General features: G+C 60.8%; 16 protein-coding genes and 3 pseudogenes. 12 read left to right on the top strand and 7 right to left on the bottom strand.

Going from position 1 to position 19566, the window contains the following annotated elements:
• The first annotated feature begins 11 nt into the window (after positions 1 to 11).
• The 5 genes and pseudogenes from JWR98_RS02175 to JWR98_RS02155 all read left to right on the top strand — a co-directional run bounded on the left by JWR98_RS02175 (position 12) and on the right by JWR98_RS02155 (position 3771).
• Positions 12 to 314 carry a DUF3649 domain-containing protein gene (locus JWR98_RS02175; RefSeq protein WP_205489217.1) on the top strand — a complete coding sequence of 101 codons (303 nt, stop codon included), beginning with the start codon at positions 12 to 14 and terminating at the stop codon, positions 312 to 314.
• Positions 311 to 1884 (top strand): annotated as a pseudogene (locus JWR98_RS02170) (PepSY-associated TM helix domain-containing protein). The gene JWR98_RS02175 and the pseudogene JWR98_RS02170 overlap by 4 nt, the downstream one beginning before the upstream one ends.
• Complete coding sequence (locus JWR98_RS02165) at positions 1885 to 2223, top strand: DUF3325 domain-containing protein (RefSeq protein WP_205489216.1); 339 nt, start codon at positions 1885 to 1887, stop codon at positions 2221 to 2223.
• Positions 2220 to 2798 carry an RNA polymerase sigma factor gene (locus tag JWR98_RS02160; RefSeq protein ID WP_003171994.1) on the top strand — a complete coding sequence of 193 codons (579 nt, stop codon included), beginning with the start codon at positions 2220 to 2222 and terminating at the stop codon, positions 2796 to 2798. The genes JWR98_RS02165 and JWR98_RS02160 overlap by 4 nt, the downstream gene beginning before the upstream one ends.
• Positions 2795 to 3771, top strand: a pseudogene (locus JWR98_RS02155) (FecR family protein). The gene JWR98_RS02160 and the pseudogene JWR98_RS02155 overlap by 4 nt, the downstream one beginning before the upstream one ends.
• On the opposite strand, the gene JWR98_RS02150 reads toward JWR98_RS02155, so the two are convergent.
• Together JWR98_RS02150 and yejK are read right to left on the bottom strand one after the other, a co-directional pair.
• Positions 3772 to 4122, bottom strand: coding sequence for a glutaredoxin family protein (locus tag JWR98_RS02150; protein ID WP_205489215.1), 351 nt, complete (start codon positions 4120 to 4122; stop codon positions 3772 to 3774). It abuts the pseudogene before it with no gap.
• Complete coding sequence (yejK, locus tag JWR98_RS02145) at positions 4122 to 5126, bottom strand: nucleoid-associated protein YejK (protein ID WP_003171997.1); 1005 nt, start codon at positions 5124 to 5126, stop codon at positions 4122 to 4124. The genes JWR98_RS02150 and yejK overlap by 1 nt, the downstream gene beginning before the upstream one ends.
• 396 nt (positions 5127 to 5522) lie before the next feature.
• Here yejK and JWR98_RS02140 point away from each other — a divergent pair, with 396 nt between their 5' ends.
• Positions 5523 to 5804, top strand: a complete 282-nt coding sequence (locus tag JWR98_RS02140; protein ID WP_003188840.1) for an HU family DNA-binding protein — start codon at positions 5523 to 5525, stop codon at positions 5802 to 5804.
• A 67-nt stretch (positions 5805 to 5871) separates the two neighbouring features.
• Here the strand turns inward: JWR98_RS02140 and rlmF are convergent, their stop codons facing one another.
• From rlmF to JWR98_RS02115, 5 genes are all read right to left on the bottom strand, one after another.
• The gene (rlmF, locus tag JWR98_RS02135) at positions 5872 to 6888 is read right to left on the bottom strand and encodes a 23S rRNA (adenine(1618)-N(6))-methyltransferase RlmF (protein WP_078823375.1); all 1017 of its coding nucleotides are present in this window, start codon (positions 6886 to 6888) and stop codon (positions 5872 to 5874) included.
• Between the two features lie 238 nt (positions 6889 to 7126).
• Positions 7127 to 9973 carry a valine--tRNA ligase gene (locus JWR98_RS02130; RefSeq protein WP_078731711.1) on the bottom strand — a complete coding sequence of 949 codons (2847 nt, stop codon included), beginning with the start codon at positions 9971 to 9973 and terminating at the stop codon, positions 7127 to 7129.
• Positions 9974 to 10095: 122 nt separating this feature from the next.
• Positions 10096 to 10485 (bottom strand): DNA polymerase III subunit chi, encoded by a 390-nt coding sequence (locus JWR98_RS02125; RefSeq protein ID WP_078731712.1) that lies wholly within the window; start codon positions 10483 to 10485, stop codon positions 10096 to 10098.
• A gap of 7 nt (positions 10486 to 10492) precedes the next feature.
• Positions 10493 to 10921: a DNA polymerase III subunit chi gene (locus JWR98_RS02120; RefSeq protein ID WP_078731713.1), complete on the bottom strand. Its 429-nt coding sequence runs from the start codon at positions 10919 to 10921 to the stop codon at positions 10493 to 10495.
• Positions 10922 to 10977: 56 nt separating this feature from the next.
• The gene (locus JWR98_RS02115) at positions 10978 to 12468 is read right to left on the bottom strand and encodes a leucyl aminopeptidase (protein WP_078731714.1); all 1491 of its coding nucleotides are present in this window, start codon (positions 12466 to 12468) and stop codon (positions 10978 to 10980) included.
• 285 nt (positions 12469 to 12753) lie between these two features.
• On the opposite strand from JWR98_RS02115, the gene lptF reads away from it, so the two are divergent.
• The 6 genes and pseudogenes from lptF to era all read left to right on the top strand — a co-directional run bounded on the left by lptF (position 12754) and on the right by era (position 19489).
• Entirely contained in the window at positions 12754 to 13872 is a 1119-nt protein-coding gene (lptF, locus tag JWR98_RS02110) for an LPS export ABC transporter permease LptF (RefSeq protein ID WP_078731715.1), read from the top strand.
• Positions 13865 to 14944 (top strand): LPS export ABC transporter permease LptG, encoded by a 1080-nt coding sequence (gene lptG, locus JWR98_RS02105; protein ID WP_078731716.1) that lies wholly within the window; start codon positions 13865 to 13867, stop codon positions 14942 to 14944. The genes lptF and lptG overlap by 8 nt, the downstream gene beginning before the upstream one ends.
• A gap of 151 nt (positions 14945 to 15095) precedes the next feature.
• Positions 15096 to 16895, top strand: a complete 1800-nt coding sequence (lepA, locus tag JWR98_RS02100) for a translation elongation factor 4 (protein ID WP_017526267.1) — start codon at positions 15096 to 15098, stop codon at positions 16893 to 16895.
• A gap of 5 nt (positions 16896 to 16900) precedes the next feature.
• Positions 16901 to 17754: pseudogene (lepB, locus tag JWR98_RS02095) on the top strand (signal peptidase I).
• 150 nt (positions 17755 to 17904) lie between these two features.
• Positions 17905 to 18594 carry a ribonuclease III gene (gene rnc / locus JWR98_RS02090; protein ID WP_003172010.1) on the top strand — a complete coding sequence of 230 codons (690 nt, stop codon included), beginning with the start codon at positions 17905 to 17907 and terminating at the stop codon, positions 18592 to 18594.
• On the top strand, positions 18587 to 19489 hold the full coding sequence (era, locus tag JWR98_RS02085; protein ID WP_005785147.1) for a GTPase Era: 903 nt from the start codon (positions 18587 to 18589) through the stop codon (positions 19487 to 19489). The genes rnc and era overlap by 8 nt, the downstream gene beginning before the upstream one ends.
• The last annotated feature ends 77 nt before the right edge of the window (positions 19490 to 19566 follow it).

Raw genomic sequence — 19566 nt, 5'->3', positions numbered from 1 at the left:
GCGCCTCCCGTATGAAAAGCAGACCCTCATTGCCCCTTGCTTATCGCTTCGCCGTCGCCTCGCGTGTACTGGCCGCGGTCGTCGGCGGCTATCTGATGGCGTCCCTGGCCGGTATCTGCCTGGCATTGTGGCTGCCCGTCTCCCGCGCGGATGCGGTGATCACCGGGATGCTGAGTTCGTTTGCGTACTACCTGTTGGCGGTACTGTGGTGCTTTGCCTGCCGTACGGCATGGCGCGCCTGGGCTGGCGTGATGCTGCCGAGCGCGGCGTTTGCCACCCTGGCGGGTGTAGGCGTGTGGATGACGCGAGCATGAAAGAGGGATTTCGCCAAGCCATGGCCTGGTTGCACACCTGGGTCGGATTGGTTTTTGGCTGGCTGCTGTTTGCGATTTTCCTGACGGGCACGCTGGCCTATTTCAAGCAGGAGATCAGCCATTGGATGCAGCCCGAAGTGCCGGCCTATCCGCGGGACGATGCACGCAGCCTCAGCGTCGCGCAAAACTACCTGCAACACGTCGCGCCCACCGCCGCGCGCTGGATCATCATCCTGCCAAATAGCCGCGACCCCGGCCTGTCGGTGATGTGGCAAGACAAGCTCGACCCCGGCAAGCGCGGCAATTTCAGTCGCAAAAACCTCGACCCCGCCAGTGGGCAGGCCGTAGCGGCCCGTGAGAGCAAAGGCGGCGAGTTTTTCTACCGTTTCCACTACGAGTTGCAAATGCCTTACCCCTGGGGGCGCTGGCTGGCCACTGTCGCGGCAATGGCGATGTTCGTGGCACTGATCACCGGCATCATTACCCACAAGAAAATCTTCAAGGACTTCTTCACCTTCCGTCCCCGCAAAGGCCAGCGTTCCTGGCTCGACGGGCATAACGCGGCGGGTGTGCTGGTACTGCCATTCCACCTGATGATCACCTACAGCAGCCTGGTGATCTTTATGAACATGGTGATGCCGGCGCCGATCCTGGCTGCCTATGAAGGGGATACACGCGCCTTCTTCAGCGAGTTATTCCCCGCCACCGACAACGCACCGGCTCAGGGTGTGCCGGGCAAGTTGCTGGCGCTGCTGCCGATGTACGAGCAGGCGCGGGCGCAGTGGGCGGGTGGAGAAGTCGGGCGTATCGCGGTGAATAACCCGAGTGATGTGAACGCGTCGGTCAATGTGTTCCGCGCCGGTTCCGACAATGTGGTGCATGACTTCGGCAGCGTCGTGCAATTCAACGGCACTACTGGCCAGTTGCTGCGGGTCAGCGGTGAACCGTCGCTGCGACGGTCATCGCCGGCGGGTTCTTCGGTCTGCACATGGGCCATTTCGCCGGCCCGGTGTTGCGCTGGTTGTACTTTATCTGCGGCCTGGCGGGCACGGCGATGATCGGCACCGGGCTGGTGCTCTGGCTGGGCAAGCGCCAGCTCAAGCACGCCAAGACCGCTGTGATGCCGTTCGAGCTGCGGCTGGTGGAAGTGCTGAACATTGCCAGCATGTGCGGGTTGTTGATCGCCATCGCGGCGTTCTTCTGGGCCAACCGTCTGCTGCCGGTAAGCTTCGCCGAGCGTTCCGGCTGGGAGGTGCAGACCTTTTTTATCGCCTGGGGCCTGAGCCTGTTGCACGCCGTCCTGCGTCGTGGTCGCCAGGCGTGGGTGGAGCAATTGCGCTTTGCTGCACTGCTGTTTATGGCGGTGCCGCTGCTCAATGCCCTCACCACGCATCAACATCTGGGCGTATCTCTTGCCAGGGGCGACTGGGCGATGGCCGGCTTCGACCTGACCTGCCTGGCCAGCGGCGTGTTTCTCGCCTGGGCGGCCTGGAAGATGCAGCACCGCGCGGCGTCGCAGCCCAAGGCGCAACGCACGCGCCCGCTGCAGCTCAAGCAGGAGGCGAACTGAATGTTGCTCGCGCTCTTGATGTGCTACGCCGGGTTTACCGCGTTGTGCCTGGCCACAGACCGCCATCACGGTGAACTGCTGCACAGCAAGCCAACACCGCGTCGGCGCCTGGGGTTGCGTGTGGCGGGAGGGTTGCTGCTGGCCCTTGCGATCTGGCCCGCCGTGAGTGCTACCGGTTGGGCCCAGGGCCTGGTGGAGTGGTGCGCGGTGTTGATGCTCAGCGCACTGCTGCTGGTGCTGTTGTTGCCGTATCGGCCAAGGCTGGCCTTGATCCTCGCGGGGGTCGGCCTGCTGACCAGCCCTGTCGCGGCCTTTGCCGCCCTCTGGGCCCTGCCATGATGATCAGCCCCCCATCCGAACCCCAGGACAGCCCGCAGGCTGACGCGACGGGCGGGCGTGCGTATTTCCTGCAGGTGTTTTTGTCCCAGCGTTCGCAGATGGAAGCCCTGGTGAGCCGACGCGTGGGCTGCCGCGCCACGGCGGCCGACCTGGTGCAGGACCTGTTCCTGCGCTTCTGGCGCCGGCCGCTGGTGCAGGTCGAAGAGCTCAGCACCTATCTGCTGCGCTGCGCCGGCAATATCGCCATCGACCACCTGCGCAGCGAAGGCGCGCGGGCGCGCAGCAGTGAAGGCTGGTTGCCCGAGCAGCAGGACAACCAGGGCTGCGAACCCCAGGCCGCACTGGAGGCGGGCAACGATTTGCGCCATGTCGAAGCTGCCTTGCGCAGCCTGCCCGAGCGCACACGCCAGATTTTCCTGCTCAACCGTATCCACGGCCGCAAGTATGCGCAAATCGCCAAGGCCATGGGGCTGTCCCAAAGCGCCGTGGAAAAACATATGATGCGTGCCCTCGAAGCCTGCAAGGCCAGCCTTCGTGAGCCATCGCCCCCACGCACGCCAGGGAAAGCACCGTGAACGTCACTCCCACGCCCGATCAGGAACACGCCGCGCTGGCCTGGTTGAGCCTGCTGCACGACCAGCCCAGCAGCGGCGACCAGGCCACGTTCAGCCGTTGGCTGCGTGCTGATCCCGCCCATGCCGAGGCATATGCCCAGGCTCAGGTGTTGTGGGAACTGAGCGAGCAACCCGCGCGTAGACTGGCGGACGAAGAAGCCCTGGCGCTGCAGGGCTACCTCAATGCGATGAATACGTCCAAGCGCTCGCGTGCCGTGCGCGGGGCCGGCGCTTTGGCCATGGCGGCGTGCCTGCTGCTGATGGTGTCGATGGGTGCCGGTTGGCAGCCGTCGCGCTGGGTCGATGACTTGGGCGCCGATTACGTCACGGCGCGGGGGAATTGAAGACTGTCACCCTGGCCGACCAGTCCCAGGTCACCCTCGACGCCGACAGCGCGATTGCCGTGGATTTCAGCCATGGCGAGCGGCATATCCAACTGCGTCGTGGCGCCGGTTTCTTCAGCGTGAGCCACACCGGCGAGTCCTTTGTAGTGGCGGCGGGCGGTGGGGAGGCACGGGTGTTGGGGACGCAGTTTGAGGTGCGCCTGCAGCCGGTGGGGGCCGAGGTCACAGTGCTGTCGGGGCGAGTGGGCGTGACGCCGTCGAAACAGGCCCGGCAGAAAATCCTCACGGCAGGCCAGCAAGTGGCCTACGCCGACGGTCTGGCTGGGCCGCTGCAGGCGGTGGACAGCGAGTCGCGCCTGGCCTGGCGTGATGGATGGCTCACCTATTACAAGGCGCCGTTGGCCGATGTGATCAAGGATTTGGCTCGTTACTACCCTGGGCGCATTCTGCTGCTCAACGAAGAGATGGGCGCCAGGCGTGTCAGCGGCAGTTTCCCGAGCAAAGATCCGCAAGCGGTGTTGAACGCGTTGCAGGCGGTGCTGGGGTTTGAGCAGCACAAGCTGCTGGGGCGGATGATCGTGGTGCGCTGACTACTTCAGCGCCGCCATGATCGCATCCGGGTTGTAGTCGCGAATCAGCGTCCCGTTCACGTCCACAAACGGAATTCCACCGCCGCCCAGCGCCTCATAGGCCTTGCGCGCCAGGGCGTCCTTCTCGATATCGACCGCCCGGTAGGGAATGCCTTTCTGGTCCAGAAAGCGGCGGATCTGCTTGCAGTAGCCGCACCACGCGGTGGCGTAGAGCACCACGCGTGCCGACGCGCGTACCTGTTCCGGCACCACCTGCGAGGGGTTGAACACCCGCTCGATCTTGCCCCAGTTCTGGATCACCGCCACGACCAGCAACACCAGCAGGACTTTCTTCAGCACCCCGCCCAGCATCAGTTACGGCGCTTGAGCTGATCGGTCAGTTGGGTCGGCAGGCCCTTGATGATCAAGGTGCCGGCAGCTTCGTCGTATTCGATCTTGTCGCCCAGCAGGTGCGCTTCAAAGCTGATCGACAGGCCCTCGGCGCGGCCGGTGAAGCGACGGAACTGGTTGAGGGTGCGCTTATCCGCCGGGATTTCCGGCGACAGGCCGTAATCCTTGTTGCGGATATGGTCGTAGAACGCTTTAGGCCGATCTTCATCGATCAACCCCGACAGCTCTTCCAGCCCCATGGGCTCGCCGAGTTTGGCCTGGCTGCTGGCGTAGTCCACCAGGGTCTTGGTTTTTTCGCGGGCGGATTCGTCCGGCAGGTCTTCGCTTTCAACGAAGTCACTGAAGGCCTTGAGCAGGGTGCGGGTCTCGCCCGGGCCGTCGACGCCTTCCTGGCAGCCGATAAAGTCGCGGAAGTACTCCGAGACCTTCTTGCCGTTCTTGCCTTTGATAAACGAAATGTACTGTTTGGACTGCTTGTTGTTCTGCCATTCGGACACGTTGATCCGCGCGGCCAGGTGCAGTTGGCCCAGGTCAAGGTGACGGGACGGGGTCACGTCCAGCTCATCGGTCACCGCCACGCCTTCGCTGTGGTGCAGCAGGGCGATGGCCAGGTAATCGGTCATGCCTTGCTGGTAATGGGCAAACAACACGTGGCCGCCGGTGGAAAGGTTGGATTCTTCCATCAGCTTCTGCAGGTGTTCGACCGCGGTGCGGCTGAACGTGGTGAAATCCTGGCCACCGTCGAAATACTCCTTCAACCAGCCGCTGAACGGGTGCGCGCCGGACTCGGCATGGAAGAAACCCCAGGCCTTGCCTTGTTTGGCGTTGTAGCTCTCGTTGAGGTCGGCAAGCATGTTCTCGATGGCGGCCGATTCGGACAGCTCCGAATCGCGGGCGTGGAGAACTGCGGGTGTGCCGTCGGGTTTTTTGTCGATCAGGTGGACGATGCAATGACGGATCGGCATGGGCTTCTCGGCTGGTTGAAGGGGAGCGGTTGGCCTCCCCGAAAAGTCGACAAGTGTACCGCACCCATTGGCCAAGACACCCCTCGAAGGCGGTTTTGGCCTTCCTCTGACGAGGCATATGCCTTTTTTTCACGGTTTAGAGCGATAAAGCTGACCAAATGGGTAGGTAGAGGCGGATATTTCCCCGTCTCTGTGCTAGTTTTGCCCCGTCTTACGCCGCGTCTCGGCGTTAAGCGTGCATTCAGCATCTGTCAGGTCGAACCAATCCCCGTTTCAAGCATCTATAACCCCGATCTCCAAGGTTATAGCCAGGGGTGCCAGACCTAGACGGTCGGGCTCGATGGCTGACACTGCACTCTGCAATCCATATGAATTTGATAGGGAAGGAACACCACAATGGCTATTACTAAAGACCAACTGATCGCTGACCTGGCTGAAGCAGTAGACGCACCGAAAACCACCGTGCGCGCTCTGTTGGACCAACTGAGCCAAGTTGTTGCTGATCAGCTGGAAAACGGCGGCGAAATCACTCTGCCAGGCGTTGGCAAACTGAAAGTGACCGAGCGTCCTGCCCGTACTGGCCGTAACCCTTCGACTGGCGCTGCCATCGAAATCGCTGCCAAGAAAGTTATCAAGCTGGTTGTGGCCAAAGGCCTGACCGACGCTGTTAACAAGTAAGACGCAGCAAAAAAAACCGTGCTCCGGAGTCATTCGGGCACGGTTTTTTGTTGCCTGCGATTTGGTTTTATCGCACCCAGCGCTGGCGCCAGATCTGCTGTTCGTTCTTGGTCTGGAAGGTCCAGGCGACGAAACGGCTTTGCTTCTGGCCCTGGGACATTTCGACGACCTGGCTTTCCAGCACGCCGGCTTTTTTCAGGGCGGTCTCGATCGCCGGCAAGTTCGACGCTTTTGACACCAGGGTGCTGAACCACAGCACCTTGTGGGCAAAATGCGCGCTCTCGGCGATCAACTGCGTCACAAAGCGCGCTTCGCCACCTTCACACCACAGCTCGGCCGATTGGCCACCGAAGTTCAGCACCGGCAACTTGCGTTTCGGGTCGGCCTTGCCCAGGGCGCGCCACTTGCGTTCGCTGCCCTTGGTCGCTTCGTCCATGGACGCATGGAACGGCGGGTTGCACATGGTCAAGTCGAAGCGCTCGGCCGGCTCCAGCAGACCCAGCAGGATGTGCTTGGGGTTGGGTTGCTGGCGCAGTTGGATGACCTTGCTCAGGTCGTTGGACTGCACGATGGCCTTGGCGGCGGCTACGGCGATAGGGTCGACTTCCGAACCGAGGAAATTCCAGCGGTATTCCATGTAGCCGATCAGCGGATAGACGCAGTTGGCGCCCATGCCGATGTCCAGCACCTTGACGATTGAACCCCGCGGGATCTTGCCGTCATTGGTGCTTGCCAGCAGGTCGGCGAGGAAATGCACGTAGTCGGCACGCCCCGGCACTGGCGGGCACAGGTAATCCGCCGGGATATCCCAATGCTGGATGCCATAGAACGACTTGAGCAACGCCCGGTTGAATACCCGCACCGCATCCGGGCTGGCGAAGTCGATGCTTTCCTTGCCGTAGGGGTTGAGAATCACGAACTGCGCCAGCTCCGGCGTGGTCTTGATCAGCGCCGGGAAGTCGTAACGGCCTGTGTGGCGGTTGCGTGGGTGCAGAGTGGCCTCTTTGCGCGGGACCACGGGCTTGGCCGGGGTTGCGGTTTTAGGCTTCTTGCGCGGAGGTTTGGGTGTGCTGGGGGCGGTCATGATGATTCTGGTGTTGGCTCAAAGTGGCGGGCATTGTCACACATTCCCGAGGAGAACTCGGTCAAATGTGGGAGGGGGCTTGCCCCCGATAGCGGTGTACCAGCCAATTTGTAGGTTGCCGACACACTGCTATCGGGGGCAAGCCCCTCCCACATGGGGTGTATTGTCAGCCAGGCACCGGGGAATTTCGGGCAAAAAAAAGAGACCCGAAGGTCTCTTTTTTCACGCGGCTCAAGCCTTACAGGCTGGAAATCCGCGCATGTTGCTCGGCCAGCTTGCCCAAAGCCTGTTCGGCCTCGGCCAACTTGGCGCGTTCTTTCTCGATCACTTCCGCCGGCGCCTTGTCGACGAATGCCGCGTTGGACAGCTTGCCGCCCACGCGCTGCACTTCGCCTTGCAGGCGCGCAATCTCCTTGTCGAGACGGGCCAGTTCCGCGCCCTTGTCGATCAGGCCGGCCATTGGTACCAGCACTTCCATGTCGCCGACCAGTGCGGTGGCGGACAGCGGTGCTTCGGCGCCTTCGGCCAATACGGTGATCGACTCCAGCTTCGCCAGCTTCTTGAGCAGGGCGTCGTTCTCGCTGAGGCGACGCTGGTCCTCGACGCTGGCGTTCTTCACGAACACCGCCAGTGGCTTGCCCGGCCCAATGTTCATCTCGGCGCGGATGTTGCGCGTGCCGAGCATCAGGGTCTTGAGCCATTCGATATCGCTTTCGGCCGCCTCATCGATACGTGCCTCGTTGGCCACCGGCCAAGGCTGCAGCATGATGGTCTTGCCTTCGATACCGGCCAGCGGCGCGAGGCGCTGCCAGATTTCTTCGGTGATGAACGGCATGAACGGATGCGCCAGGCGCAGCGCCACTTCCAGTACGCGCACCAGGGTACGACGTGTGCCACGCTGGCGTTCGACCGGCGCGTTTTCGTCCCACAGCACCGGCTTGGACAACTCCAGGTACCAGTCGCAATACTGGTTCCAGATGAACTCGTACAAGGCCTGAGCGGCCAGGTCGAAACGGAACTGGTCGAGCTGGCGGGTCACTTCGGCTTCGGTGCGTTGCAGCTGCGAGATGATCCAGCGGTCGGCCAGGCTCAGTTCATACGCTTCGCCGTTCTGGCCGCAGTCTTCGCCTTTATCCAGCACATAGCGCGCGGCGTTCCAGATCTTGTTGCAGAAGTTGCGATAGCCTTCGACGCGGCCCATGTCGAACTTGATGTCGCGACCGGTGGACGCCAGCGAGCAGAAGGTGAAACGCAGGGCGTCGGTGCCGTAGCTGGCGATGCCGTCGGCGAATTCGTCGCGGGTCTGCTTCTCGATCTTTTTCGCCAGTTTCGGCTGCATCAGGCCCGAGGTGCGTTTCTGCACCAGGGTTTCCAGGTCGATGCCGTCGATGATATCCAATGGGTCCAGTACGTTGCCCTTGGACTTGGACATCTTCTGGCCCTGGCCATCGCGCACCAGGCCGTGCACATACACGGTCTTGAACGGTACCTGCGGGGTGCCGTCTTCGTTTTTCACCAAGTGCATGGTCAGCATGATCATCCGGGCAACCCAGAAGAAGATGATGTCGAAGCCGGTGACCAGTACGTCGGTGGAGTGGAATTTCTTGAGGAATTCAGTCTGCTGCGGCCAGCCCAGGGTCGAGAACGTCCACAGGCCCGAACTGAACCAGGTGTCCAGTACGTCGTTGTCCTGTTGCAGCGCAACGTCCGCGCCAAGGTTGTGCTTGGCACGCACTTCGGCTTCGTCGCGGCCCACGTAGACCTTGCCCGACTCGTCGTACCAGGCCGGAATGCGGTGGCCCCACCACAGTTGACGGCTGATGCACCAATCCTGGATGTCGCGCATCCACGAGAAGTACATGTTCTCGTACTGTTTAGGCACGAACTGGATACGGCCATCTTCCACGGCGGCAATCGCAGGCTCGGCCAGCGGCTTGGTGGACACGTACCACTGGTCGGTCAGCCACGGCTCGATCACGGTGCCGGAGCGGTCGCCCTTCGGCACTTTGAGGCCGTGGTCATCGACGCTCACCAGCAAACCGGCGGCGTCGAAGGCGGCCACGATCTGCTTGCGCGCTTCAAAACGGTCAAGGCCGGCGTATTCGGCCGGGATCTGGCCGTCGATGCTCTCGTTCAGCGTACCGTCCAGGTTGAACACCTGGCAGGCCGGCAGGACAGCGGCATTTTTGTCGAAGATGTTCAGCAACGGCAGGTTGTGACGCTTGCCGACTTCGTAGTCGTTGAAATCGTGGGCCGGGGTGATTTTCACGCAGCCGGTGCCGAATTCAGGGTCGCAGTAATCGTCCGCGATAATCGGGATGCGACGGCCAACCAGCGGCAATTCGACGAACTTGCCGATCAGTGCCTGGTAACGCTCGTCGTTCGGGTTAACCGCGACGGCGGCGTCACCCAGCATGGTTTCCGGGCGGGTGGTGGCGACGATCAGGTAGTCGTTGCCTTCGGCGGTCTTGGCGCCGTCGGCCAACGGGTACTTGAGATTCCACAGGAAACCTTTCTCGTCGTGGTTTTCCACTTCGAGGTCGGAAATCGCCGTGTGCAACTTGGTGTCCCAGTTGACCAGGCGTTTGCCTCGGTAGATCAGGCCGTCTTCATGCAGGCGCACGAAGGCTTCTTTCACGGCTTCGGACAGGCCGTCGTCCATGGTGAAGCGCTCGCGGCTCCAGTCGACGGACGAACCCAGGCGACGGATCTGACGGCTGATATTGCCGCCGGACTGGTCTTTCCATTCCCAGACTTTTTCCAGGAATTTCTCGCGACCCAGGTCGTGACGGTTCTGGCCGATGGCTTCGAGTTGACGCTCCACCAGCATCTGCGTGGCGATGCCGGCGTGGTCGGTGCCAGGCTGCCACAGGGTGTCGCGACCCTGCATGCGGCGGAAACGGATCAACGCATCCATGATCGCATTGTTGAAGCCATGGCCCATGTGCAGGCTGCCAGTGACGTTCGGTGGCGGAATCATGATGGTGTAGGACTCGCCCGCACCTTGCGGAGCGAAATAGTTCTCGGACTCCCAGGTGTTGTACCAGGAAGTTTCAATAGCGTGCGGCTGGTAGGTCTTATCCATGCGCGGCGGGACCCTAGTTGGCATTTATTCAGGAAAGCCGGCAAGTATAAGGGGTGAGGCAGCTGCAAGCTATAAGCTGCAAGCAGCAAGCGGGTCGCAGTGCTCTCACTTGCAGCTTATAGCTAGTTACTTGTGGCTGCGGCGATCAGCCGCTCCATCCGCGCATCCATCCGGCGCTTGATTTCGGTTTCGATATGCGGGGCAAAGTCGTCGATCACGTCTTGCATGATCAGTTGTGCGGCGGCGCGCAGTTCGTTGTCCAGGTGCAGCAGCAGGGCGTCCTGGGTTTTCTCGGCGGCGGCAACGGGGGGCGCTTCTACGGCGGGCGACTCGACCGGTGCGGGGGCTGGCTTGCCGCCCACCATGTCGAACAACAGCGGAATCTGTACCTCGCCATCGGCCTGTTCGGTCAACAGTGGCGGTTGCAAGTCGTCATCACCCAGCAACTTGCGGATCGACTCGAGGTCGTCCAGCAGGTGATCATCTTTTTTTAAGGGGTTGGAAGTGTCCATCGTGTGCTCAAAGTCGTTGTAGCCGGTGATCTTGCAAAGGATAGCCCTGTTCGCGGTAGAAACGGAAACTCTCCCGCGCGGCCTGACGAATAGCCGGATCTTCCACCACCACTTCCGCCACGCGGGCGAAGGCCTTGGCAAAGGGCGGTACTTTCAGGTCCAGGTTGACCAGCAGGTCATGGTGGTCGCCGCAATGGTCGCCCAAACCCAGCACTATCAGGCCGTCGGGTTCGGATTCCGCGGGACCGTGGGGCACGAAGCTTTCACCCTTGAAGCGCCACAGGCGGGCATCGAGCTCGTCGCGTTGGGCGGCATCGCTGCAATGCAGGTAGATGCGGTGGCCCATGCGCCAGGCTTTTTCGGTGAGCTTGCAGGCAAAGTCCAGGCGCGCGAGCGGGTCGGCGCTGGGCAATATATAGAAGTCGACTTGGGTCATTGCGGTTCCTGAAGTCCAGGGCGGTTATAAATGCAACCGCCCCGGGGTCTTCATTGTCAGGCCTTGGCGCGATCCAGCAGGTACTGGGTCAGCAGTGGAACCGGACGGCCGGTGGCACCCTTGTCCTTGCCGCCGCTGGTCCAGGCGGTGCCGGCGATGTCCAGGTGCGCCCAGTTGAAGTTCTTGGCAAAGCGCGACAGGAAGCAGGCGGCGGTGATGGTGCCGGCTTTCGGGCCGCCGATGTTGGCGATGTCGGCGAACGGGCTGTCCAGCTGTTCCTGATACTCATCGAACAGCGGCAGTTGCCAGGCGCGGTCGTCGGCGGCCTTGCCAGCGCTGAGCAGTTGCTCGATCAACTCGTCGTTGTTGCCCAGAAGGCCTGAGGTGTGGGCGCCCAAGGCAACGACGCACGCGCCGGTCAGGGTCGCGATATCGATCACCGCCTGCGGCTTGAAGCGCTCGGCGTAGGTCAGGGCATCGCACAGCACCAGGCGCCCTTCGGCGTCGGTGTTGAGGATTTCTACGGTCTGGCCGCTCAGGGTGGTGACGATGTCGCCTGGGCGAGCAGCGCCGCCGCTCGGCATGTTCTCGGCGCAAGCCAGGATGCACACCAGGTTGATCGGCAGCTTGAGTTCCAGCACGGCGCGCAGGGTGCCGAACACGCTGGCGGCGCCGCCCATGTCGTACTTCATCTCATCCATGCCCAGGCCTGGCTTGAGGCTGATGCCGCCGGTGTCGAAGGTGATGCCTTTACCCACCAGGGCGTAAGGCTTCTCGGACTTCTTGCCGCCGTTGTATTGCATCACGATCAGGCGTGGCGGCTGGTCGCTGCCCTGGCCCACGGCATAGAACGAGCCCATGCCCAGTTCCTTGATCTTTTTCTCGTCCAGGACTTCAACTTTCAGGCCCTTGAATTCTTTACCCAGTGCCTTGGCCTGTTCGCCCAGGAAGGTCGGGTGGCAGATGTTCGGCGGCAGGTTGCCCAGGTCGCGGGTAAACGACATGCCGTTGGCAATGGCGGTGGCGTGGGTCACGGCGCGCTGGACTTCAGCCTGGGCGGCCTTGATGGTCAGCAGGGTGATTTTCTTCAGTGCGCGGGGTTCGGCTTTCTGGCTCTTGAACTGGTCGAAGGTATAGCCGCCGTCTACCAGCGACTCGGCCAACAGGCGGGTCTTGCCGTAGCTGTCGCGGCCTTTGACGACGACTTCGTCCAGTGCCAGTACCGCGTCGCCGCCGCCCAGGCCCTTGAGGGTGCCGAGGATGGCGCTGACGATCTTGCGGAACGGGCGGTCGCCCAGCTCGGCGTCCTTGCCCACGCCCACCAGCAATACGCGATCGGCCTTGAGGTTGGGCAGGCTATGCAGCAGCAGGCTCTGGCCGACTTTGCCGGCCAGGTCGCCGCGCTTGAGCACGGCGCTGATGGCGCCGCCGCTGAGCTCGTCGACTTGCTTGGCGGCCACGCCGAGCGTGCGGCCTTCGCCGATGGCGACCACGAGGGTGGCGGTCTTCAACGTTTCGGGGCTAACGCTTTTTACAACCAATTCCATGTTCGGGTCCCTTATAAAGGTCTGTGAGCCTGGCGTGTGTCCCCAGGCTTTAAAGCGTGGCAGCCTTTGTAAACCGCCAGCGACAAAGGCCGCAGTTTGAACCTCGCCGGAGGAGCCTGACAACCCTTGGCGCAGCCTTTGTGCATGCGCGTGAGGTTGCGCAGTGACAGGCGCGGTCAATCACAGGATAATGCGCCATCTTTTTAGCCGGCCCTGTGTAAACGGGCTGACTCGGTATGCTTGCTTGTTTGGCCGCCTTAGCCTGACAACCCTGGAGTGTCTGGTTTGATTGTCTTCCGTTATCTGTCCCGCGAAGTCCTGTTGACCCTGAGTGCCGTGAGTGCGGTATTGCTGGTCATCATCATGAGTGGTCGTTTCGTCAAATACCTTGCCCAGGCCGCTTCCGGCGCTCTGGATCCAGGCTCGCTGTTCCTGATCATGGGGTTTCGTCTGCCGGGCTTTTTGCAGCTGATCCTGCCGCTGGGCCTGTTCCTCGGCATCCTGCTGGCCTACGGCCGGTTGTACCTCGAAAGTGAAATGACCGTGCTCTCGGCCACCGGCATGAGCCAGCAGCGCCTGCTGGGCATGACGATGATTCCGGCCGCCGGCGTTGCCCTGGTGATGGCCTGGTTGAGCCTGAGCCTGGCGCCCCAGGGTGCCATGCAGTTCCAGTTGTTGCTGAACAAGCAGGATGCGATGACCGAGTTCGACACGCTCGAGCCGGGACGCTTCCAAGCGCTCAACGACGGTACGCGGGTGACTTACACCGAAACCATGACCGATGACCGCGCCAACCTCGGCGGTGTGTTTATTTCTCAGAAAAACCAGGGCGAGAACCAGAAAGACCGTGGTATTTCAATTCTGGTGGCCGACAGCGGGCGCCAGGAAGTGCGCCCCGATGGCAGCCGTTACCTGGTCCTGGAAAACGGCTATCGCTATGACGGCAGCCCTGGTCTGGCGGACTATCGGGCGATCAAGTACGACACCTATGGCGTCATGCTCGCACGGCCGGATATCAGTGAAGAGGTGACCGACCGCGACGCGTTGCCGACGGCGTCGCTGTTCGGCAGTCAGGAGCTGCGCTCCATCGCCGAGCTGCAATGGCGTATTTCCCTGCCGCTGCTGGTGTTCATCGTGACCTTGATGGCCGTGCCGCTGTCCCGGGTCAACCCGCGTCAGGGCCGCTTCCTCAAGCTGTTGCCGGCCATCCTGCTGTATATGACCTACCTGACATTACTGACTTATGCCCGTGGTTGGCTGGAGAATGGCAAGACCCCGCTCGTGCTCGGCTTATGGTGGGTTCACGCGATATTCCTGGCCGTTGGCTTGGCTCTGCTTTATTGGGAGCCGTTGCGCTTGAAGATGCAGAGTCGTCGCAGTATGAAGGAGATGGCTCGTGGTTAAGCTCGACCGCTACATCGGCAGCAGTGTACTGATCGCCATCCTGGCCGTACTTGGCATCATTATCGGCCTGGCATCGCTGTTCGCCATGGTTGATGAAATGAAAAGCATCAATGACAGCTACACCGTATGGAACGTGCTGAACTACGTGCTCCTCACCGCCCCGCGACGTCTCTACGAGATGATGCCGATGGCCGCACTGATCGGCTGCCTGATCGGCCTGGGCAGTCTGGCCAGCAACAGCGAACTGACGATCATGCGTGCCGCCGGTGTGTCCATCGGCCGTATCGTCTGGGCGGTCATGAAGCCCATGCTGTTACTGATGGTCTGCAGCGTGCTGATCGGCGAATACGTGGCGCCGCCGGCCGAAGCCACAGCCCAGGCCAATCGCGCCCTGGCCCAGGGTTCGGGCGATGCGCAAAGCGCCAAGCACGGCCTGTGGCACCGCCAGGGGGATGAGTTCATCCACATCAACGCTGTTCAGCCCGGCGGACTGTTGATTGGCGTCACGCGCTACAGGTTCGACAAAGAGCGACATATGCTGTCGTCCAGTTTCGCCAAAAGTGCGCAGTACAGTAATGAAAAATGGCAACTGACTGACATCACCACGACTTATTTCCGCAATGTCGGCCAAGGTATCCAGGCCAGCACCGAAGTGATCAACGTGCCGAGCGAAGAGTGGGGTATCTCGCTTAAGCCGGAATTGCTCAATACGGTGGTGATGATTCCCGAAAGCCTGCCGATCTCCGGCTTGTGGAGCTATATCCATTACCTCAAGGACCAGGGCCTGAACAACGGCCGCTACTGGCTGGCATTTTGGGTCAAGGTGCTGCAGCCGGTAGTGACCGCTGCGCTGGTGCTGATGGCGATCTCGTTCGTCTTCGGCCCGCTACGTTCGGTGACTCTCGGTCAGCGAGTATTTACCGGCGTATTAGTGGGCTTTACCTTCCAGATCGCCCAGAACTTGCTCGGCCCCTTGAGCCTGGTATTCGGTTTCTCGCCGCTGTTTGCGGTGTTGGTGCCCACCACCATCTGCGCCCTGGCCGGCTTCTGGCTGTTGCGCCGGGCCGGTTGATACCGCGCTTATGCACAAAAAATGCCCCGCTCGAATGAGTGGGGCATTTTTGTTCTGGTCAGCAAAGATGACGTCTGGCCCGAGCATCAGGTACAATTCCCGGCTATTTTTCAGCGGGCAATCTGCCTGCAGCCTTTTTGAGTGTTGATCCGTGAGTGATTTGAGTCATATCCGCAATTTCTCCATCATCGCCCACATTGACCATGGTAAGTCGACGCTGGCCGATCGATTCATCCAGATGTGCGGCGGCCTTGCCGAGCGTGAAATGGAAGCCCAGGTACTGGACTCCATGGACCTCGAACGCGAGCGCGGGATCACCATCAAGGCCCACAGCGTTACCCTGTATTACACCGCCAGAGACGGTATCAAGTACCAGCTGAACTTCATTGATACCCCCGGCCACGTCGACTTCACCTATGAAGTCAGCCGCTCCCTGGCGGCCTGCGAAGGCGCGCTGCTGGTCGTGGACGCGGGGCAGGGCGTGGAAGCCCAGTCCGTGGCCAACTGCTACACCGCGATCGAGCAAGGCCTGGAAGTCATGCCGGTGCTGAACAAGATCGACCTGCCACAGGCCGATCCGGATCGCGTCAAAGAAGAAATCGAAAAAATCATCGGCATTGACGCCACTGACGCCGTCGAGTGCAGCGCCAAGACCGGCCTGGGCGTCGACGAAGTGCTCGAACGCCTGGTCAAGACCATCCCCGCGCCCACCGGCAATATCGAAGATCCGCTGCAAGCGTTGATCATCGACTCCTGGTTCGACAACTACCTTGGCGTTGTTTCCCTGGTCCGCGTGCGCCATGGCCGTGTGAAGAAGGGCGACAAGATCCTGGTCAAATCCACCGGCAAGATCCACCTGGTGGACAGCGTCGGTGTATTCAACCCGAAACACACCGCCACCGTTGATCTGAAAGCCGGTGAAGTCGGTTTCATCATCGCCGGCATCAAGGACATTCACGGTGCCCCGGTCGGTGACACCCTGACCCTGAGCTCCACCCCTGACGTCGATGTACTGCCGGGCTTCAAGCGTATCCAGCCGCAGGTCTACGCCGGCCTGTTCCCGGTCAGCTCCGACGACTTCGAAGACTTCCGCGAAGCCCTGCAAAAGCTCACCCTCAACGATTCGTCGTTGCAGTACACCCCGGAAAGCTCCGACGCCCTGGGCTTCGGCTTCCGCTGCGGCTTCCTCGGCATGCTGCACATGGAGATCATCCAGGAGCGCCTTGAGCGCGAATACGACCTGGACCTGATCACCACCGCGCCAACCGTTATTTTCGAGCTGTTGCTGAAGAACGGTGAAACGATTTACGTCGACAACCCGTCCAAGCTTCCAGACCTGTCCTCGATTGAAGACATGCGCGAGCCGATCGTGCGGGCCAATATTCTTGTGCCGCAGGAACACCTGGGCAACGTCATTACCCTGTGTATCGAAAAGCGTGGCGTACAGCACGACATGCTGTTCCTCGGTACCCAGGTGCAAGTGACCTACGATTTGCCGATGAACGAAGTGGTCCTGGACTTCTTCGACCGTCTCAAATCCACCAGTCGCGGCTATGCTTCGCTGGATTACCATTTCGATCGTTATCAGTCGGCTAATCTGGTGAAGCTGGATGTGTTGATCAACGGCGACAAGGTCGATGCACTGGCACTGATCGTGCACAAGGACAACGCGCACTACAAAGGGCGCCAGTTGACCGAAAAGATGAAAGAACTGATTCCGCGCCAGATGTTCGACGTTGCGATCCAGGCCGCCATTGGCGGGCAGATCATTGCGCGGACCTCCGTCAAGGCTCTCAGAAAGAACGTACTGGCCAAATGCTACGGCGGTGACGTAAGCCGTAAGCGCAAGCTGCTTGAGAAGCAAAAGGCCGGTAAAAAACGCATGAAGCAAGTGGGCAACGTGGAAATTCCACAAGAAGCCTTCCTTGCGGTGCTCAGGTTGGATAGTTAGGTCCTATGTCACTAAATTTCCCGCTGTTGCTGGTCATCGCCGTTGCCGTTTGCGGCATCCTGGCGTTGCTCGATCTGGTGTTCTTCGCCCCGCGTCGGCGCTCGGCTATCGCGGCCTATCAGGGCAGCGTCAGCCAGCCCGATGCGTGGTGGTCGAAAAGCTGAACAAAGAGCCTTTGCTGGTTGAATACGGCAAGTCGTTCTTTCCGGTGCTGTTCATCGTGCTGGTGTTGCGCTCGTTCCTGGTGGAGCCGTTTCAGATCCCGTCGGGGTCGATGAAACCCACCCTGGACGTGGGCGACTTCATCCTGGTGAACAAGTTTTCCTACGGGATTCGCCTGCCGGTGATCGACAAGAAAGTCATTGAAGTCGGCGACCCGCAGCGCGGCGATGTGATGGTGTTCCGCTACCCGGCGGACCCAAGCGTCAACTACATCAAGCGCGTGATCGGCTTGCCCGGCGATACCGTTCGCTACACCCACGACAAGCATCTGTACGTCAACGATCAGCTGATCACCGACCAGATGATCGGCACCACATACGACCCGCAACTGGGTGATGTGGCGGTGTACAAGGAACAACTGGGCGCCGCTTCCGAGCACTTGGTGCACAAGGCCATGAGCCGCTCGATGCAGGGTGGCCAGTGGAAAGTCCCGGCCGGTCATTACTTCATGATGGGCGATAACCGCGACAACTCCAACGACAGCCGCTACTGGGACGATTCAACCATTCCCAAGGAGCTGCAGGGCATGGTCCCCGACGAGAATATTGTCGGCAAGGCTTTCGCGGTCTGGATGAGCTGGCCGGAACCCAAACTCAGCCACCTGCCGAACTTCTCGCGGGTCGGGTTGATCAAGTAATACAGACGGCGCTGTGAACACAGCGCCGAATGCTTTTCTGGGGTGGGGACAAATCGGCCCTGCCTCATGCAACACCCATCAGGATTTGAATTTGAACACTGCGTCAATCGTCGATGGCCGCCGGTGCCACCAACTCACTATGGATAAACCGTGACCGTTTCTCTCAGTCGTCTCGAGCGCCAGCTCGGCTACACCTTCAAGGACCAGGAATTGATGGTCCTTGCCCTCACACACCGCAGTTTTGCAGGGCGCAATAACGAGCGCCTGGAATTTCTCGGTGATGCCATCCTTAATTTTGTCGCCGGTGAGGCGCTGTTCGAGCGGTTCCCGCAGGCCCGTGAGGGCCAGTTATCGCGCCTGCGCGCACGCCTGGTGAAAGGCGAAACCCTGGCCGTGCTGGCCCGTGGTTTTGGCCTGGGTGAGTATCTGCGCCTGGGGTCCGGTGAACTGAAGAGCGGTGGTTTCCGCCGCGAATCGATCCTGGCCGATGCCCTTGAGGCGCTGATCGGTGCGATCTATCTGGATGCCGGCATGGAAGCGGCCAAGGCGCGCGTCACCGCGTGGCTGACCTCCGAGATCGAAAGCCTCACCCTGGTTGACACCAACAAGGACCCCAAGACCCGCCTGCAGGAATTCCTGCAATCACGCGGGTGCGAACTGCCACGCTACGAAGTGGTGGATATCCAGGGTGAACCCCATTGCCGCGTGTTCTTCGTGGAATGTGAAATCACCTTACTGAATGAAAAAAGCCGAGGTCAGGGTGTGAGCCGTCGTATTGCCGAACAGGTAGCGGCCGCAGCAGCACTGATTGCCCTGGGCGTGGAGAATGGCCATGACTGATTCAACCGCAACACGCTGTGGCTATGTTGCCATCGTTGGCCGCCCCAACGTGGGCAAGTCGACACTGCTCAACCACATCCTCGGCCAGAAGCTCGCGATCACCTCGCGCAAGCCGCAGACCACTCGCCACAACATGCTGGGCATCAAGACCGAAGGCAACGTGCAAGCGGTCTATGTCGACACCCCAGGCATGCACAAAGGCGGCGAGAAAGCCCTGAACCGCTACATGAACAAGACTGCTTCGGCGGCGTTGAAAGACGTCGACGTGGTGATCTTCGTGGTCGACCGCACCAAGTGGACCGACGAAGACCAGATGGTTCTGGAGCGTGTGCAGTATGTGACCGGCCCGTTGATCGTCGCGTTGAACAAGACCGACCGCATCGAAGACAAAGCCGAACTGATGCCGCACCTGACCTGGTTGCAGGAACAACTGCCGAACGCGCAGATCATGCCGATCTCGGCCCAGCACGGCCATAACCTCGAAGCCCTGGAGCGCGTAATCGCCGGTTACCTGCCGGAGAACGAGCACTTCTTCCCGGAAGACCAGATCACCGACCGCAGCAGCCGTTTCCTCGCCGCCGAACTGGTACGCGAGAAAATCATGCGCCAGATGGGTGCCGAGCTGCCGTACCAGATCACCGTCGAAATCGAAGAATTCAAGCAGCAGGGCAAGACCCTGCATATCCATGCGCTGATCCTCGTCGAACGTGATGGCCAGAAAAAAATCATCATTGGCGACAAGGGCGAGCGCATCAAGCGCATCGGCACCGAAGCACGCAAAGACATGGAGTTGCTGTTCGACTCCAAGATCATGCTCAACCTGTGGGTGAAGGTGAAAGGTGGCTGGTCCGATGATGAGCGTGCGTTACGCTCCCTTGGCTACGGCGACCTGTAAGGACACCGCAGGGCATAAAATGTGGGAGGGGGCTTGCCCCCGATAGCGGTGGGTCAGTTAATAGATAAGTGACTGAA

Origin of the sequence: Pseudomonas lactucae (assembly GCF_016937615.1) — a bacterium.
Taxonomy (GTDB): Bacteria; Pseudomonadota; Gammaproteobacteria; order Pseudomonadales; family Pseudomonadaceae; genus Aquipseudomonas; species Aquipseudomonas lactucae.
This window is presented reverse-complemented; position numbering and strand designations above follow the sequence as displayed.

Bases quoted from the DNA above. Each gene is read 5' to 3' on its own strand.
- JWR98_RS02175 (WP_205489217.1), top strand. From the start codon at position 12: ATGAAAAGCAGACCCTCATTGCCCCTTGCTTATCGCTTCGCCGTCGCC.
- JWR98_RS02165 (WP_205489216.1), top strand. From the start codon at position 1,885: ATGTTGCTCGCGCTCTTGATGTGCTACGCCGGGTTTACCGCGTTGTGC.
- JWR98_RS02160 (WP_003171994.1), top strand. From the start codon at position 2,220: ATGATGATCAGCCCCCCATCCGAACCCCAGGACAGCCCGCAGGCTGAC.
- JWR98_RS02150 (WP_205489215.1), bottom strand. From the start codon at position 4,122: ATGCTGGGCGGGGTGCTGAAGAAAGTCCTGCTGGTGTTGCTGGTCGTG.
- yejK (WP_003171997.1), bottom strand. From the start codon at position 5,126: ATGCCGATCCGTCATTGCATCGTCCACCTGATCGACAAAAAACCCGAC.
- JWR98_RS02140 (WP_003188840.1), top strand. From the start codon at position 5,523: ATGGCTATTACTAAAGACCAACTGATCGCTGACCTGGCTGAAGCAGTA.
- rlmF (WP_078823375.1), bottom strand. From the start codon at position 6,888: ATGACCGCCCCCAGCACACCCAAACCTCCGCGCAAGAAGCCTAAAACC.
- JWR98_RS02130 (WP_078731711.1), bottom strand. From the start codon at position 9,973: ATGGATAAGACCTACCAGCCGCACGCTATTGAAACTTCCTGGTACAAC.
- JWR98_RS02125 (WP_078731712.1), bottom strand. From the start codon at position 10,485: ATGGACACTTCCAACCCCTTAAAAAAAGATGATCACCTGCTGGACGAC.
- JWR98_RS02120 (WP_078731713.1), bottom strand. From the start codon at position 10,921: ATGACCCAAGTCGACTTCTATATATTGCCCAGCGCCGACCCGCTCGCG.
- JWR98_RS02115 (WP_078731714.1), bottom strand. From the start codon at position 12,468: ATGGAATTGGTTGTAAAAAGCGTTAGCCCCGAAACGTTGAAGACCGCC.
- era (WP_005785147.1), top strand. From the start codon at position 18,587: ATGACTGATTCAACCGCAACACGCTGTGGCTATGTTGCCATCGTTGGC.